The 15,666-nt window shown below is 71.6% G+C and carries 15 protein-coding genes; 10 read left to right on the top strand and 5 right to left on the bottom strand.

Annotated features, from left to right (window positions below; translation table 11 throughout):
- Window positions 1–6 precede the first annotated feature (6 nt).
- The gene (locus M1R94_RS12530; RefSeq protein WP_249382042.1) at window positions 7–288 is read left to right on the top strand and encodes an HU family DNA-binding protein; all 282 of its coding nucleotides are present in this window, start codon (window positions 7–9) and stop codon (window positions 286–288) included.
- A 6-nt stretch (window positions 289–294) separates the two neighbouring features.
- Here the strand turns inward: M1R94_RS12530 and M1R94_RS12525 are convergent, their stop codons facing one another.
- The gene (locus tag M1R94_RS12525; protein WP_374109464.1) at window positions 295–672 is read right to left on the bottom strand and encodes a TraR/DksA C4-type zinc finger protein; all 378 of its coding nucleotides are present in this window, start codon (window positions 670–672) and stop codon (window positions 295–297) included.
- Between the two features lie 137 nt (window positions 673–809).
- On the opposite strand from M1R94_RS12525, the gene M1R94_RS12520 reads away from it, so the two are divergent.
- The gene (locus M1R94_RS12520; RefSeq protein WP_249382041.1) at window positions 810–2,183 is read left to right on the top strand and encodes an MFS transporter; all 1,374 of its coding nucleotides are present in this window, start codon (window positions 810–812) and stop codon (window positions 2,181–2,183) included.
- Window positions 2,184–2,226: 43 nt separating this feature from the next.
- Here M1R94_RS12520 and M1R94_RS12515 read toward each other — a convergent pair whose 3' ends face one another.
- Window positions 2,227–2,715, bottom strand: a complete 489-nt coding sequence (locus tag M1R94_RS12515; protein ID WP_283253346.1) for a DUF4395 domain-containing protein — start codon at window positions 2,713–2,715, stop codon at window positions 2,227–2,229.
- On the bottom strand, window positions 2,687–3,166 hold the full coding sequence (locus M1R94_RS12510; protein WP_249382039.1) for a TlpA family protein disulfide reductase: 480 nt from the start codon (window positions 3,164–3,166) through the stop codon (window positions 2,687–2,689). The genes M1R94_RS12515 and M1R94_RS12510 overlap by 29 nt, the downstream gene beginning before the upstream one ends.
- A gap of 214 nt (window positions 3,167–3,380) precedes the next feature.
- Between M1R94_RS12510 and M1R94_RS12505 the strand changes: the two genes are divergently transcribed.
- The 4 genes from M1R94_RS12505 to M1R94_RS12490 all read left to right on the top strand — a co-directional run bounded on the left by M1R94_RS12505 (window position 3,381) and on the right by M1R94_RS12490 (window position 8,582).
- Window positions 3,381–4,394 (top strand): ATP-binding cassette domain-containing protein, encoded by a 1,014-nt coding sequence (locus M1R94_RS12505; protein WP_249382038.1) that lies wholly within the window; start codon window positions 3,381–3,383, stop codon window positions 4,392–4,394.
- Entirely contained in the window at window positions 4,391–5,212 is an 822-nt protein-coding gene (locus M1R94_RS12500) for an ABC transporter permease (protein WP_249382037.1), read from the top strand. Before M1R94_RS12505 ends, M1R94_RS12500 begins: the two co-directional genes overlap by 4 nt.
- Window positions 5,213–5,299: 87 nt before the next feature.
- Complete coding sequence (locus tag M1R94_RS12495; protein ID WP_249382036.1) at window positions 5,300–7,714, top strand: glycoside hydrolase family 31 protein; 2,415 nt, start codon at window positions 5,300–5,302, stop codon at window positions 7,712–7,714.
- Between the two features lie 25 nt (window positions 7,715–7,739).
- The gene (locus M1R94_RS12490; protein WP_249382035.1) at window positions 7,740–8,582 is read left to right on the top strand and encodes an SMP-30/gluconolactonase/LRE family protein; all 843 of its coding nucleotides are present in this window, start codon (window positions 7,740–7,742) and stop codon (window positions 8,580–8,582) included.
- Between the two features lie 4 nt (window positions 8,583–8,586).
- Here M1R94_RS12490 and M1R94_RS12485 read toward each other — a convergent pair whose 3' ends face one another.
- Both M1R94_RS12485 and M1R94_RS12480 read right to left on the bottom strand, forming a co-directional pair.
- A complete protein-coding gene (locus tag M1R94_RS12485) occupies window positions 8,587–10,473 on the bottom strand; it encodes a DUF4914 family protein (protein WP_249382185.1) in 1,887 nt (628 codons plus the stop codon).
- Between the two features lie 205 nt (window positions 10,474–10,678).
- The gene (locus M1R94_RS12480; protein WP_249382184.1) at window positions 10,679–12,181 is read right to left on the bottom strand and encodes a stealth family protein; all 1,503 of its coding nucleotides are present in this window, start codon (window positions 12,179–12,181) and stop codon (window positions 10,679–10,681) included.
- A gap of 256 nt (window positions 12,182–12,437) precedes the next feature.
- Here M1R94_RS12480 and M1R94_RS12475 point away from each other — a divergent pair, with 256 nt between their 5' ends.
- From M1R94_RS12475 to M1R94_RS12460, 4 genes are read left to right on the top strand one after another with little or no spacing between them, the layout of a single operon-like run.
- Window positions 12,438–13,490, top strand: coding sequence for a substrate-binding domain-containing protein (locus tag M1R94_RS12475; RefSeq protein WP_249382034.1), 1,053 nt, complete (start codon window positions 12,438–12,440; stop codon window positions 13,488–13,490).
- Window positions 13,487–14,302, top strand: a complete 816-nt coding sequence (modA, locus tag M1R94_RS12470; protein WP_249382033.1) for a molybdate ABC transporter substrate-binding protein — start codon at window positions 13,487–13,489, stop codon at window positions 14,300–14,302. Before M1R94_RS12475 ends, modA begins: the two co-directional genes overlap by 4 nt.
- Window positions 14,302–14,958 carry a molybdate ABC transporter permease subunit gene (modB, locus tag M1R94_RS12465; protein ID WP_249382032.1) on the top strand — a complete coding sequence of 219 codons (657 nt, stop codon included), beginning with the start codon at window positions 14,302–14,304 and terminating at the stop codon, window positions 14,956–14,958. The genes modA and modB overlap by 1 nt, the downstream gene beginning before the upstream one ends.
- The gene (locus M1R94_RS12460) at window positions 14,955–15,662 is read left to right on the top strand and encodes an ATP-binding cassette domain-containing protein (RefSeq protein ID WP_249382031.1); all 708 of its coding nucleotides are present in this window, start codon (window positions 14,955–14,957) and stop codon (window positions 15,660–15,662) included. The genes modB and M1R94_RS12460 overlap by 4 nt, the downstream gene beginning before the upstream one ends.
- Window positions 15,663–15,666 lie beyond the last annotated feature (4 nt).

Here is a 15,666-nt window from a genome sequence, read left to right as displayed (position 1 = left end):
ACCCCTATGCCCTTGAACCGCAGCGATGTCGTCCAGCAGATCGCAGCCCGTGCCGACCTGACCCGTCCTCAGGCGGATGCGGCGCTCACCGCCCTGCAGGACGTCCTGGTGGCGGCCCTGGCCGACGGGGAGGCTGTCCGGCTCACCGGGCTGCTCGCCGTCGAGCGGACCGAGCGCGCCGCCCGCACGGGTCGCAACCCGCGGACGGGCGAGCCCCTCGAGATCCCGGCCGGCCACACCGTGCGGATCACCGCCGGGAGCTCGCTCAAGGAGGCCGTCAAGCGCTGAGCCGGCTCAGCGCCGCACGCAGGTGAGGCACGTGCGGGCGGTCGGTCGCACCTCGAGACGCTCGGGGTCGATCGGCCGTCCGCACACCTCGCAGATGCCGTAGGACCCTCGGGCAAGTCGTGCTCGTGCCGCGGCCACCTCGTCCAGGCGTGCACGCGCGTGCTGCACGAGGGCGTCGGACTGCGATCGCTCGAAGGCGATCGTCGTCCCCTCCGGGTCGTGCTCGTCGTCGGCGTTGGAGTGCTGCGAGGCAGCCACGATCTCCTCGAAGCCAGCGACGAGCGAGGCCAGTCGTCGGGTGGCGTCGTCCTGCGCGGCAGCGAGCGAGGCCTCGACCCGCTCGTGTGCGCGTCGGGGTTCGTCGGTCGGTCCCGTCCCGGTCACTCCCTCATCGTGGGCCCGCGGTGCCCGCCTGTCATGCCCGGAGGGCGACGTGGGAGCCTTGGGCCCAACGACCCGGGTTCTGCCGGAACCTGCTGGGAGTATTCGGGCGCAGGAACCGCCGACACCGCGAGGACGCCGTGACCACGACAGCACAGCCGCCGCCGTACACCCCGGCCACCGCGTCCGACCCACCCGGACCGAGGCGGCGCGTCCTGGCGCTCTCCACCACCGGCTTCACCCTGATGTTCGCGGTGTGGTTGATGTTCGGCGTGCTCGGGATACCGATCCGCGAGGAGTTCGGGCTCACCGACGTCCAGCTCTCCTGGCTCACGGCCACCGCGATCCTCAACGGTGCGCTGTGGCGGCTGCCGGCGGGGATGCTCGCGGACCGCTTCGGAGGCCGTCGCGTCTTCATCGCGATGCTGCTCGCCACGGCCGTGCCCACGTTCCTGGTCTCCCAGGCGAACAGCTTCGCCCTCCTGCTCGTCTTCGCCTTCTTCGCGGGCTTCGCGGGGAACGCCTTCAGCGTCGGGATCACCTGGAACTCGGCCTGGTACCCGCGAGAGCGGCAGGGCTTCGCGCTGGGGGTCTTCGGTGCCGGCAACGTGGGGGCCTCGGTCACCAAGTTCATCGGGCCCACCCTCATCGTGGCCGTCCCCAGCCTCACCGTGGCGGGCCTGAGCCTGAGCGGCTGGCGCTTCGTCCCCGCGCTGTACTCGGCCCTCCTGGTGCTGATGGCGGTCGCGATGTGGCTCGGGACCCCCCGGCACGACAGGATGCCCGGCCGCGGTCGGTCGGTGCGCTCGATGCTGGGGCCGCTGCGCCGGTTGCGGGTGTGGCGGTTCAGCCTCTACTACGTCGTCGTCTTCGGTGCCTATGTCGCGCTGGCCGCGTGGCTGCCCAAGTACTACGTCGACGTCTTCGGTCTGCCGCTGCACGAGGCAGCCCTGCTCACCGCGCTCTTCATCTTCCCCGCGAGCCTGCTGCGTCCCTTCGGCGGGCTCCTGTCGGACCGCTTCGGTGCACGCCGTGTCATGTACGCGACCTTCACCACGATGCTGCTCGCGACGGGGGTGCTGATGATGCCGTACGGCTACATCGTGCTGCGGGTCCCCGAGCAGTACGAGCCCGGCGGTCTGCGTGAGGTGCTGCCCTACGAGCTGGGCGTGTGGGCGTTCACCGCCCTGGTCTTCGTCGTGGGTGTGGCGATGGGGGTCGGCAAGGCCGCGGTGTTCAAGCACATCCCCGAGTACTTCCCCGGGGACGTCGGGGCGGTCGGCGGGCTGGTCGGGACCCTCGGGGCCCTCGGTGGGTTCTTCCTGCCCCCGATGTTCGCCTACCTCCAGGCCTGGACCGGCATGCCCCAGTCGACCTTCTTCCTGCTCTTCGTGCTGACCCTGGTGAGCTTCGTGTGGATGCACCTCACGGTCCACCGCATGCTCCAGCGGGGCTCGCCCGAGCTGCGGGACTCGCTCGAGCAGCCGGGCGAGACGGCTCTCGCCCCACGCTGACCGCCTCGGGCGGGCCGATCGTCCCTCAGGGACGACCTTCTCCTCAGGCCGGGGCGAGACGTCGGAGCAGCAGGTACATCTCGCACCCGAGGCAGAAGCCGAAGGCCGCGTTGAGGAAGGCAGCGACCAGAGCGATCGCGGCGGCGGCCGGGACCGCCGCAGCCAGACCGACGGTACCCAGGAGCACACCCACCCCGGTGACCAGCAGGCCGACGAGCTGGGCGAAGCGCGGTGGGCGGGGGTCCTCGAGCTCGACGGGGGGTGCCAGTCGCGGGCGGACCAGTCGTCGGTACACCCAGCCCTGGACCGTGCCCGGGACGCCTCGCAGCACGCCGATCGCGAACAGCGCGCTGATCATCGCGAGCAGCAGGAGCGCGGCCGTACCCGGGCCCAGCAGGAGCACCGCCACGAGCAGCACCGAGGTCAGCGCGGCGCCGAACCGGGCGCCACGGGGGTCGATGCCCTGGACGACGGTCTCGTGGACCGGGGGCAGGGCGCTCGGGTCAGGCACGGGGGCTCCAGGGGATGTCATGGGGGGTGAGGTCGTCGATCCGGGCCAGGGCATCGCGTGCAGCCGATGCGGTCAGCGGGCCAGCGGTGCGCGAGCGCACGGTACCCGTCGCGTCGAGGAGCAGGATCGTCGGGGTGCGGTGCACGGCGTGCCGTCGCACCAGACCCATGTGTGACTCGGCGGCGATCTCGACGACGTGGGTCCCGGCCTCCTCCCCGACGACCCCGGCGAGCACCCGCCGGACCTGGGGGCAGGTGCTGCAGTGCGCCGAGGAGAACAGGACGAACGTCGCCCGCTCGGCGAGGGGGTGGCCGAGGTCGGCCGCGGTGAGGACGCCGGCGCGTGAGGTTCCCTGCTCGGCGGCTCGGAACGACCTGTCGCGTCCTCGAGCGATCCACCACGTCGCACTGGCGAACGCCAGGAGCCCGATCACGAGACCTGCTCGCGCGGGGAGCTCCGCAAGATCCGTCACGAGGGCCCCTGTCGAGGGTCGTGGTCCGTGCGCCGGGTGGCGCAGCCTCCTGGACAACGCTGCTGGGCGGTGCGCCATTCCACCCGCAGCGAATTCCGTGGTGCTCGGCTCCGCGCGCGGGCATGCTCTGACAATCGGTCAGATCCACGGTTGCGGCCAGTCCGCCGCCGCGAGCCGGGTCCTGCGAGACCGCCCCCCTGACGCTGGAGACCACATGCACGCGACAGACGGCAGCACCGGCGGGCAGACGGTGGGCGACACCCGCACGATCGTCGCCCAAGGGCTGACCAAGAGCTACGGGTCGGTCAGGGCGCTGGACGGCCTCGACCTGGTCGTCGAGCGCGGGACGGTCATGGGTCTGCTCGGCCCCAACGGCGCGGGCAAGACCACCGCGGTGCGGGTGCTCACCACCCTGCTGACCCCTGATGCCGGGAGTGCGACCGTCGGTGGTCTGGACGTCGTGCGGGACGCTCGACGGCTGCGCTCCACGATCGGCGTCTCGGGGCAGTACGCCGCGGTCGACGAGCACCTGACCGGTTTCGAGAACCTCGACATGGTCGGACGCCTCTACCACCTGGGTGCCCGGCGGTCACGCGAGCGTGCCTGGCAGCTGCTCGAGCGGTTCGACCTGACCGAGGCCGCCAGGCGTCCGGTGCGGGGCTACTCGGGGGGCATGCGACGCAGGCTGGACCTGGCCGGGGCGCTGGTCGCCGAGCCCGAGGTCCTCTTCCTCGACGAGCCGACCACCGGGCTCGACCCGCGCAGCCGTCTGGGCATGTGGGAGGTCATCTCCGAGCTGGTCTCCGGCGGGACGACCCTGCTGCTGACCACCCAGTACCTCGAGGAGGCGGACCGGCTCGCGGACAGGATCGCGGTGATCGACCACGGCAGGGTGATCGCCGAGGGGACCTCCGACGAGCTCAAGGCGACGGTCGGGGGTGAGCGCGTCGAGATCGCCGTGGCATCCCCGCACGACCTGCCCCGGGCTCGGGACGCGCTGGCGCCCCTCGCGGCGGGAGAGCTCACCACGCAGGAGCACACCCGGACGGTGACGGCTCCGGTCAACGGTGGTGCGGCGGCCCTGATCGGGGCGCTGCGCGCGCTGGACGACGCAGGGATCGAGGTGCTCGACGCCGGGATCCGGCGTCCCACCCTGGACGACGTCTTCCTGTCGTTGACCGGTCGCCAGGCCCAGGAGCAGACCGCACCGCAGGAGGAGAGCGCATGAACCGTCCGGGCCAGGCCCTGGCAGACGGGTGGACGATCGCCCGCCGCAACCTCATCAGGATCAAGCGGGTGCCGGACCTCCTCGTGGGGTCGATCGTGTCCCCGATCATGTTCGTCCTGCTCTTCGCCTTCGTCTTCGGCGGGTCGATCTCCCTCCCCGGGGCTCCCGAGGTCGACCCGGCGCTCTACCGGCAGTTCCTCATCGCGGGGATCTTCGCCCAGACGATGATCTTCGGGGCCACGATCACCGGGTCGGGCATGGCGCAGGACCTCAAGACCGGCATCATCGACCGCTTCCGGTCGCTGCCGATGGCGCCCTCGGCGGTCCTGGTCGGGCGGACCACCGCGGACGTGGTCAACAACGTCCTGACGGTGTTCATCATGAGCCTGACGGGGCTCGCGGTCGGCTGGCGCATCACGAGCTCGGTCGCCGAGGCCGTGCTCGGCTACGGGCTGCTGCTTTTCTTCGCCTACTGCATCAGCTGGCTGATGGCCTACGTGGGTCTGCTGGTGCGCACCCCGGAGGTGTTCAACAACGCCTCGTTCATCGTCATCTTCCCGCTGACCTTCATCGCCAACACCTTCGTGCCCTCGGAGAACCTGCCGGGGCCGCTGCGGGCGTTCGCCGAGTGGAACCCTGTGTCGAGCGTCACCCAGGCCGCGAGGGAGCTGTTCGGCAACATCATCCCGGGCACGCCCCCGCCCACGGCCTGGCCCCTGCAGAACCCTGTGCTCTACACGCTGGTCTGGGGTGTGCTGCTGCTCGTGATCTTCGTCCCGCTCACGGTGCGGCAGTACCAGCGCGCCGCCGCCCGGTAGCCGCCGCACCGCTCGCAGGCCCCGCGCGGTGTGCCTGCGTGGTCGATCCACGGCAGGCTGGGGGTTCCACCGGACGAACGGGGCACGATGCTGACCACGGAGCACTACCTGAGGTTCGAGCGGCTCGGCGAGGTCCACCGGACCGACCGGGGCCTGAGAGCGGACCTGCACGGCGAGCAGCTGCGCATCGACGTCGTCCGTCCGGACGTGGTCCGGGTCGCGATCAGCCGGGGCGGTGTCTTCGACGAGTCGCCCACCCACGCGGTCTGCGTCGACCCGCTCTCGGCCGATGTCGAGCTCGAGGTGGAGCAGGGCGACGGGGTGGTCCGGCTGCGGACCTCGGCGCTGGTGCTCTCGCTCTGGTCGGACCCGTTCCGGATCGACGTCCACCGCCCGGACGGCACTCCTGTCGTGCAGACCGCCCGGGACGCGGACGGCTCGTTCGGCACCTACGCGACCCTCAACGACGCGTTCGTGGTGCGGCGCCGGTGCCGCCAGTCCGATGCGATCTACGGGCTCGGGGAGAAGACCGGGCACCACAACCGCAAGGGTCGCGACTTCACGCTCTGGAACACCGACGTGCTCAACCCGGACGCCGCGGGGGAGTTCACCGCGCAGGTCTCGGCCGACGACCCCCGCTCGGACAGCACGAGCACCGAGTTCGACCCGTACTACGTCTCGATCCCGTTCTTCTACCACCAGGCCCAGGACGGCACGATGTCGGCGTCGTTCCTCGACAACGGCTACCGCACCGCCTACGACTTCACCCGGGCCGAGGAGTACGCGATCCACGCCGCCGGCGGGCAGTACGTCGAGTACGTCTTCGCGGGGCCGGACATGCCCGCGATCCTCGAGGCGTACACCTGGCTGACCGGTCGCACCGCGGTCCCGCCGCTGTGGTCGCTGGGCTACCACCAGTGCCGCTGGGCCGCCTACTCGCAGGCCGACGTCGAGAGGATCGCCCGTCGTCACCGCGAGGGCGAGATCCCGTGCGACGCGCTCTGGCTCGACATCGACCACATGGACGGCTACCGGGTCTTCACCTGGGACACCGAGAGGTTCCCCGACGTGCCGGGCATGCTCGCCCGGCTCGAGCAGGACGGTCTGCGGGTCGTGACCATCGTCGACCCCGGGATCAAGCACGACCCGGGGTACCCGGTCTACGACCAGGCCGTCGAGCGCGACGTGCTGTGTCGCACCGAGGGCGGTGACCACTACATCGGTCAGGTCTGGCCGGGCAACACCGTCTTCCCGGACTTCGCGACCCCCGAGGCCCGTGCCTGGTGGGGCGAGCTCAACGCCGAGCACGTCCGGTCCGGCATCGCGGGCATCTGGAACGACATGAACGAGCCCGCGACCGGGTCGATCGACCCCGGCGCGATGCGGTTCGGCCGTGGTGAGCACTCGCACGAGCGCTACCACAACCAGTACGGCCTCCTGATGGCGATGGGGACGACTGCGGGCCTCCTTGAGGCGATGCCCGACCGACGTACCTTCGTGCTGTCGCGTGCGGGCTTCGCGGGGATCCAGCGGTACGCCGCCAACTGGATGGGCGACAACATGTCGCGCTGGGACCACCTGTGGCTCAGCATGCCCATGGCGTCGGGACTGGGCGTCTCGGGCCAGGCCTTCGTCGGGGCGGATGTCGGCGGCTTCTTCGGCAGCACCGATGCCGAGCTCTTCCTGCGCTGGATGCAGTACGGCACCCTGACCCCCTTCTGCCGCAACCACTCGGCGGTCGACAACCTCGACCAGTACGTCTGGTCCTTCGGCGACGTCGTCCATGACCTCGCCCGGGAGGCCGTCCGGCTGCGGTACCGGCTCATGCCCTACCTGTACGCGACCTTCCTCGAGGCCTCGCGCACCGGCGCCCCGGTGCAACGACCGCTGGTCTTCGACCACCAGTACGACGCGACGGTCCGTGACCTGGACGACCAGTACCTGCTGGGGCCGGACCTGCTGGTGGCCCCCGTGGTCGAGGCCGGGATGACCGCACGCCAGGTCTACCTCCCGGCGGGGAGCTGGTACGACTGGCACACCGGCGAGGCGATGGGCGGAGGCCGCTTCGTCGTCGCGGCCACCCCGATGGAGCACATCCCGCTCTACGCTCGCGGGGGCGCGGTGATCCCGATGTGGGACAGCGCGCCGCGCTCGACGGCCGGGTACCACCCGCAGGTGGTCGAGCTGCACCTGTTCGTCCCGCAGGACGAGCTCGACCACACCTCGCGACTGCACGAGGACGACGGCGTGACCTTCGCCGAGGCTGACGGCGCGCGGTACGAGACGACCTTCGGCGTGAGGCGATCCGGGTCGAGGCTGCGGCTCACGGCTGTGGTCGAGGGGGAGGGGTACCCCGAGCACGCCCGGACGGCCTACCACCTCGTGGTCCACGGGTCGTCGCCCGAGCGGGTGCTGCTCGACGGCGAGCCGCTGGACCACGAGGGCCGGCACGTCGTGCTGCCCCGGAGGGCCGAGGACTTCGTCGTCGAGATCGACCTGTGAAGCCCATCCCACGACAGGAGAACCGATGAGCACGCTCGAGCAGGTCACGCCGGCCGTCGCGTACCACGGGGAGGGGCCGTGCTGGTCACCGACGTGGGGTGGTCTGCGCTGGGTCGACATGCTCGCGGGCGACCTCCTGACCCTGCGTGAGGACGGGCGGGTCGACCGCCTCCACGTCGGCGAGGTCGCCGCCTTCGTCCGCCCGCGGGTGCGTGGGGGCTACGTCGTGGGGCTCGAACGTGGTCTCGGCCTGGCCGACGGCGCGGACGAGCTCCCTGTGGCGCTGCCCGAGATGTGGACCGACCGTGGGGTGCGGATGAACGAAGGTGGGTGCGACCCCGGAGGGACGCTGTACGCAGGGTCGATGCCCTACGACCGGACCCCTGGCGGTGCGAGCCTCTACCGGGTCTCGCCGGACGGCGAGGTCGCGGTCGAGCTTGGTGACGTGACGATCTCCAACGGCATCGACTTCTCGCCCGACGGCCGTCGCGCCTACTACAACGACACCGCGACCGGGACCACCGACGTCTTCGACGTCGTCGCAGGACGGCTGAGCAGACGTCGTGTCTTCCACCCGGGTGGTGACGGACGCCCCGACGGGCTCACGGTCGACTCGGCCGGCAACGTGTGGGTCGCCCTCAACGCGGTCGGCCGGGTGCGGTGCTACTCCCCGCAGGCCACGACCCTGCACGAGGTCGACCTGCCGGTGCGGCTCGTCACCGCCTGCACCCTGGGCGGCCCGGACCTGCGGGACCTGTACATCACCACCTCTCGCGAGAACCTCGAGGACCCGGAGCCCGACGCTGGTGCGCTGTTCCGGATGCGCGTGGACGTGCCGGGGCGTCCGGTGCTGCCCTACGCGGGCTGAGCCCTCAGGCGGGCAGCGGGGTCAGCGCCGCGTAGTCCTCGATCGAGCCCTCGCGCAGGCACACCTCGATGATCTGCCGGCCCAGGGGGTCCAGGTCGTCGGTGAGGAACTGCGCCAGCTCGCTGGCGAAGAAGTCCTGCAGGATGCGCGCACCGACGTCGTAGGCCTCCACCCCGACCTGGGACTGCTGGTCGGGCCGCAGGAAGGTGGGTCGCACGAGCTGACCGTCGATCTTCATCTCGTGCAGCGTGTACCCGAACAGCGCGCACCGGGCGGGGGTGAGGTGCTCGGGGCGGATCGACCCGGCCCCACGGCGCGCGAGGTACTCGCGGGTCAGCCACTCGGCGGCGAAGCCGACCTTGTACGCCCCGATGTGCTGGTTGGGCGTCAGCACGTAGCGGGTGCGTGAGGCGTCCACGATCTGACGCAGCAGCAGGTTCGCGGCGGCGACCTTGGTCCCGGTGGCGAAGGGCCAGTAGGACCCGACCCCCTCGGCGACCATCCCTCCGTGGGCCAGGGCGTCGGTGGTGGCCTTGCTCTCGCCGATCGAGGGGTTCTTGTCGCCACGGGGTGCGATCAGCCGCCACAGCCACGCAAGGGCGGGGGGCACGATGTGGGTCATCCCCATGATCCCGTAGCTCGGCTCCGCGCGGGTGCACGCAGGCATGCGCACACCGAAGGACCGCACGTCGACCGCGGCCGGCTGGTTGACGACCCCCTTGACCAGCCGACGGGGCACCACGACCCGCGGGTTGGGGCAGGGCTTGCCGGTCGAGTCCAGGGTGTGCTCCCACGGCAGCGCGGTCGCGTCGGGGACTCCCTGGATGTTGAAGAAGACCAGGGGCTCCTCGGGGTGGATGCAGATCCGCTCGAAGTGCACGTCCTCGCCGTACTCGGTGAGGTTGTCGACCCGGACGAACCACCCGTCCTCGGCGTCGGCGACCACGAGCCGGCCGGTGCCGTTCTGGACCGAGGGGTGGCACAGCGTCATGTCGTCGGTGACCGGGGCCAGGGCGCTGGTCTCGCCCAGGGTGATGACGTAGGGCTCCTGGGTGACGACGTTGGTCCCGAGCAGGATGCGACCGTCCTCCTGGCGACGCATCTCCTGGCACATCTCGGACTTGCCCCCGCCGGAGGCGCCCTCGTGCATGATGATCGTCTCGTTCTCGTAGGGCGTGGTGACCCGGACGGACGAGGCGTGGGCGGTGAGCCATCCCTCCTGCTCACCGATGTCCAGCAGGACCGAGAAGACGCCCTTCTTGGCGCTCGGTCCCGGGTAGAGGTTGTAGGCGAACACCTCGTGCAGCGTGGTCGAGCGGTCGTGCACCACGACCTGCCGTCCGTCGAAGTGCGTCTGACGGAACGGCGGCGCGACGTAGAGGATCGAGCGAGGGGTGAACGGGCCGATCTCCTCGAAGGTGACCCAGCCCTGCAGGTCCACCAGTGCGAGCGCGAAGAAGGCCGCGTTGAGCGGGCAGACGGCGAGCGAGGGGTACCCGAAGGTCGGCCCGCCGGCCATGAACGGCACGACGACGAGCTCTTGGTCCGAGAGCCAGTCGAGGGTCTGCGCCTTGACCGGCGCGAACTCCGCACCGAAGACGTCACGGTAGCGCGGCTTGTCAGAGGGCAGGTCGTCGGCGATCCGCATGCAGTCGGGGTCGCGACGGCGCAGGTAGTCCTCGGGGTAGTTCACCGCGATGCCGTTCTTGCACCGGACGACGTCGGCCTCACGGACCGTCTCACCGTCGACGTCGTACTCGACGGCGAAGGTCGGACCGCCGGCCGGGCCCAGGGCCAGCTGGTACAGCTCGGCACGGGTCTGCGGGACGACGATGCGGTCGCAGTCGGCCAGGGCTGCCTGCAGGTCGGCGGGAAGGGTCACTCCGGGCATGCTCGGGCTCACGCGGTCTGCTCCTCGGTCGGCGGTTCACGGCGGTTCCGCGGTCCGCCGGCATCCCGGGTCGGGGGGCAGGACACGGTCATCTCTTTGCCGCGAGATTACGTACGGTCGACCGGCAGGTCATAGGACCTTTGGCACGTGCGAGAGCGGGGTGACGCGCGGGGCCGCCGTCCTCGTGCGGGCGCGTCCCGCCGGCTCAGCGGTCGGGGTTCTCCCAGGGTGCGCTGAAGGGGAAGTACCGCGCCAGGAAGTCACGGACGGCGTGTGCGCGCTCGTCGGCCTCGACCTCGGGTGCACTGCCGTCGTTGAGGCAGAACATGTCGGTGGACCGGGAGGCGAGCAGCGCCTGCATCTGGTCGAGCCCGGCGCGTGAGGTGGTGTCGACGTACCGGGTGCGGGCCGAGTCCTGCACGACGGCCCGCCCGGTCATCAGCGCGTAGTAGTGGTAGAGCGAGTTGGTCACCGAGATGTCCGTGCTCGAACGGAACCGGCTGGCGGCGGTCGCGGCGAACTGCTCGGCGAAGGCGACCTCCATCTCGGCCAGCACGCTCTTGCGCAGCGGCGTCGCGGCGTGCTCGAGGTGACGGGTGGTGACCCGCCCGAAGCGCTCGAACAGCAGGCCGCGGTTGACCCGTGCGGAGTTCTCGAACCCGCTGCGTACCGCGTCGTTGCCACCCAGGCCGATCCGCGTGGGGGACTCGATGAACTTGGTGACGCCACCGGGGGAGAAGAACATGCTCGGCTCGACCGGGCGGCCGAAGAACATGTCGTCGTTGGAGTACAGGAAGTGCTCGGAGAGCCCTTCGATGTGGTGCAGCTGGGACTCGACCGCGTGCGAGCTGTGGGTGGGGAGCACCGAGGGGTCGGCGAAGAACTCCTCGCTGCGCACGAAGGTCACCCGCGGGTGCTCGGCCAGCCAGGCCGGTCGCGGGGAGTCCGTCGCCACGAAGACGCGGCGGACCCACGGCGCGTACATGTGGACCGAACGGAGCGCGTAGCGCAGCTCGTCCACCTGGCGGAAGCGTGCCTCGGAGTCGTCGCCCTCGCCCACGACGTAGCTCTGCATGCGTGCCGCGCGGGCCTTCTGCCACTCGTCCGAGGACCCGTCGACCCACGAGAACACCAGGTCGATCTCGAAGTCGACGTCGCTCGCGTGGGCGGAGAACATCGTCTCGATCGTCTGCCAGGTCCGTCCGTGCTGCTCGACGTGGCTGCGGACGGCCTCGTGCCGGGGCAGGGTGCGACGGGTCAGGGAGTTCTCGACCGGGAGCGTGATGGTCTCGTCCTCGAAGACCCACAGCTCGATCTGCACGCTGCGCGAGGCGCCGAAGCGCAACCCGCTGACGGGCTCGACGCGCGGGCGGTGGAGCCGCAGGATGCGCGCACCGGGGGTCTTGGTCAGCCCACGGTCGGCGACCAGCCGCAGGCGAGCGCGCTCGGCGTCGACGGCCTTGACGTAGAAGGGCTCGTCGGCGCAGGCCGTGGTGAGGGCCGCGTAGAGCGCCCGTCGATCGGTCCAGGCGACCGCCAGGACGGGTCGGCGTCCGTTGCCCCGGACCAGCAGGTGGTCGATGCCCGCCTCGTCCAGCACGTCCCGTACGAAGAGGAGGTCCTCGATCATCGCCTGGTCGGGGGTCAGCGTCCGGTTGACCACCGTGCACCGGCCCCGCGACATCACGACGTCGGGCCGGGCGAGGATCCGGCCGGTGACGTCGCCCGTGAGTGCCGTCGACCCGGTCGCCGGGTGGGCAGGAGCGGGAAGACCTGTGGGGACGGTGATGATGGCGCGTCCGTTCGTCGAAGGAGGCGCTGGGCCGACGGGGAGGTGGTCGTCCGGTTCCCGTCTGTGGCACCCGGACCCACCATGATAACCGCGGCCGAGGAGGCTGGGGTCGGAACGGTGGCCGGGCGGAGACACGCTGCGTCAGAAGACCGGCACCTGCTAGTTTCTTGGCATGCTCCATCCGGTCGAGACCGCGCGGCTGGCACGGGGCTGGTCGCAGACCGAGCTCGCCCGCCGCGCGGGCGTGACGCGCCAGCTGGTCGGGACCGTCGAGACCGGGCGTCACGCCCCGCGCGTGGATGCCGCGCTCGCCCTGGCCCGGGCGCTCGACGCCCCCGTCGAGGAGCTCTTCGCCCCCGGCCCCGCACCGGCACCTGAGCTCGTGATGCTCGAGCCGCAGGTCGACGAGGGGACCCCGGTGACCGGGGTCCGTGTCGGTGACCGGCTGGTCTGTGCGCCTCTTCCTGCTGCTCGAGGCGCCGAGACGGTGCTGCCGTGGTGGGGCGTCGCCGACGGTGTCACCACCGCCGACGGTGTCCGGTGGCACCCCGGAACCCGCCAGGACGGCCTGCTCGTCGCCGGTTGCGACCCGGCGCTGGGGCTGCTCGCCGGTCTGCTCGCCCGGCGGAGCGGCCACGCACTGGTCCCCGTGCACGCGAGCAGCGCCGCGGCTGCCGCGTCCCTGGCAGCGGGCTCGATCCACGCGGCACTGGTGCACGGGACACCCGGATCGCTCCCGCGCCCCGGTGGAGCGGTCCGCCGACACCACCTCGCCCGCTGGCAGGTGGGTCTGGCGGGCCCCGTCGGCCACGCCGCACCGACCCCCGCCAGGATCGCCGAACGCGGTCTGCACGTGGTGCAGCGTGAAGCAGGGGCGGGAACCCAGGCAGCGTTCCAGCGCGCGATGGCCGCCGGCGGCGCGACGGTCCCGGGCGGACCTGTCGCGCGCAGCCACCGCGAGGCGGTCACCCGGGTGCTGCACGGTGCCGCGGCCGCGGTGACCATGGAGCCTGCGGCACTGTCCGCGGGGTTGTCCTTCACCCCCCTCGAGGAGCACCACGTGGAGATCTGGGTCGCCGAGCAGCACGCCGAGCACCCCGCCGCCCTCGCCCTGGTCGAGCTGCTCTCGACCGCTGACCTCATCCGGCGACTTGCCGCGATCCCCGGGTACGAGGTCACCGGCCCCGCCCCGGGCGGCGCCCGCGACCGTACGGGCGCCGCGTGACGGGCGCCCTCCGCCGCACGGTGTGCTCGCTGGTCGCCCTCGCGCTCGCTGCGTCGGCCACGGCCTGCGGAGCACCGACCGGGGCGGTCCAGGGCTCCCAGGACGGGCCGCTGCTCGTCGCGGCGGCCGCGGACCTCGGCCCGGCGTTCACCGAGCTCGGCGCGCTGTACCGCGAGCAGACCGGTCACGAGGTCACCTTCACCTTCGGGTCCTCGGGACAGCTCGCCCAGCAGCTGGTCAACGGCGCGCCCTTCGAGGTCTTCGCCTCAGCCGACGTCGCCTACGTGCACGACGTCCTGGACGCAGGCGTGGGTGATCCGTCGACGGTGACGACCTACGCCGTGGGCCGCCTGGTGGTGTGGGTGCGCGAGGACACCGCCGAGGGTCCGGTCGCCATCGGTGACCTCGTCGACCCCCGGTACGGTCGTATCGCCGTCGCCAACCCCGACCACGCCCCCTACGGCGTCGCCGCTGTCGAGGCGCTGCGCAGGGCCGGCATCTACGCGCAGGTGCAGGACCGGCTCGTCTTCGGCGAGAACGCCTCGGACACCCTGCGCCTGGCCTCCTCGGGCAACGCGGACGCTGCTCTCGTGGCACTCTCGCTGGCCCTGGCGGGCCCGGCCTCGCACGTCGCTGCGGTGCCCGCCGACCTGCACGAACCGCTCGACCAGGCACTGGTGGTCACTGCCGGCGGCGAGCGCGTGCGACCTGCCGCCGAGTTCGCCGCACTCGTCGCGAGCCCTCAGGGCCGTGAGCTGATGGCCCGTCACGGCTTCGAGCTGCCGACCGACCTGCCCGCAGGCACCGGCTGATGGACTGGTTCCCGCTGCTGCTCTCGTTGCGCGTGGCGAGCATCGCCACCGTGCTGGCTGCCGTGCTGGGTGTCGGGGGCGCCTACCTGCTGGCCAAGGGGCGCTTCTGGGGTCGGGGCCTGCTCGAGGCCCTCGCGAGTCTCCCGATCGTGCTGCCCCCCACGGTCCTGGGCTACTACCTGCTCGTCGTGCTGGGCACACGTAGCCCGTTGGGACGGCTGTGGGAGGACGTCGTCGGCTCGCCCCTGGTCTTCACGGTGGCCGGGGCAGTGGTCGCCGCGACGATCTCGGCGCTGCCCTTCTGCCTGCGTACGGCGCGTGCGGCGATCGAGTCGGTCGACCCGCGGTTCGAGGTCGCCGCGCGCACCATGGGACTGCCCGAGTGGCGGGTTGCCCTGCACGTCACCCTGCCGTTGGCCCGCCGCGGCATCATCGCCGGGGTCGCCCTGGGCTTCGCCCGGGCCCTGGGGGACTTCGGGGCGACGGTGATGGTCGCGGGCAACATCCCCGGGCGCACGCAGACCATGCCGATCGCCATCTACGACGCGGTCCAGCAGGGCGACGACCTGCGGGCTGGAACCATGGCCGCGATCCTCTCGGTCGTCGCGATCGGGGTCCTGCTGCTGGTCAACCGCTTCTCCCGGGCGGGAGTATGACCGTGCTGTCCGGCTGCGGCACCGGGGGCCGTGCCGTGGTCGAGGTCGACGCATCCCTTCACGTGGGCGAGTTCACCGTCATCGTGGATCTCGCGCTGACCGACGCTCACGGCCCGGTGACGGCGCTCGTGGGACCGTCGGGCTCGGGCAAGTCCCTGACCCTCGCGCTGATCGCCGGGCTGCTGCGACCCCGGCGCGGTCAGGTGCTGCTGCACGGTCGCCCGGTCTGCGACGTCACCACCGGCCTGCACGTCCCGACCCAGGACAGGCACGTGGGGATGGTCTTCCAGGACGCCTTGCTGCTGCCGCACCGTTCGGTGCTGGACAACGTCGCCCTGGCGGTCCGTACCGGACGCACCGCCGAACGACGCGACAGGGCGCGCCACGAGCTCGACCGGGTCGGTGCCGGGGGCCTGGCGTCAGCCGCCCCGCGCACCCTCTCCGGCGGCGAACGTCAACGGGTCGCGCTGGCACGCGCCCTGGCCGGCGACCCGGGTCTGCTGCTGCTCGACGAGCCGCTGTCGGCGTTGGACCGCCAGACACGTCTGCGGCTGCGGGCCCTGCTGCGCGATGTCGTGACCACGGGCTCGATCCCCACCCTCCTGGTCAGCCACGACCCCGACGAGGTGCGCGAGCTGGCCGACACGACCGTCCCGGTCGAGCCGGGCAGGGTCGGTGGGGACGTGCCCCGCGGGGGCAGCTGAGGGC

It is taken from the genome of Actinotalea alkalitolerans (assembly GCF_023369855.1).
Classification (GTDB): domain Bacteria; phylum Actinomycetota; class Actinomycetes; order Actinomycetales; family Cellulomonadaceae; genus Actinotalea.
Note: the sequence above shows the minus strand (reverse complement) of the source record. Positions and strands in the feature narration are given on the sequence as shown.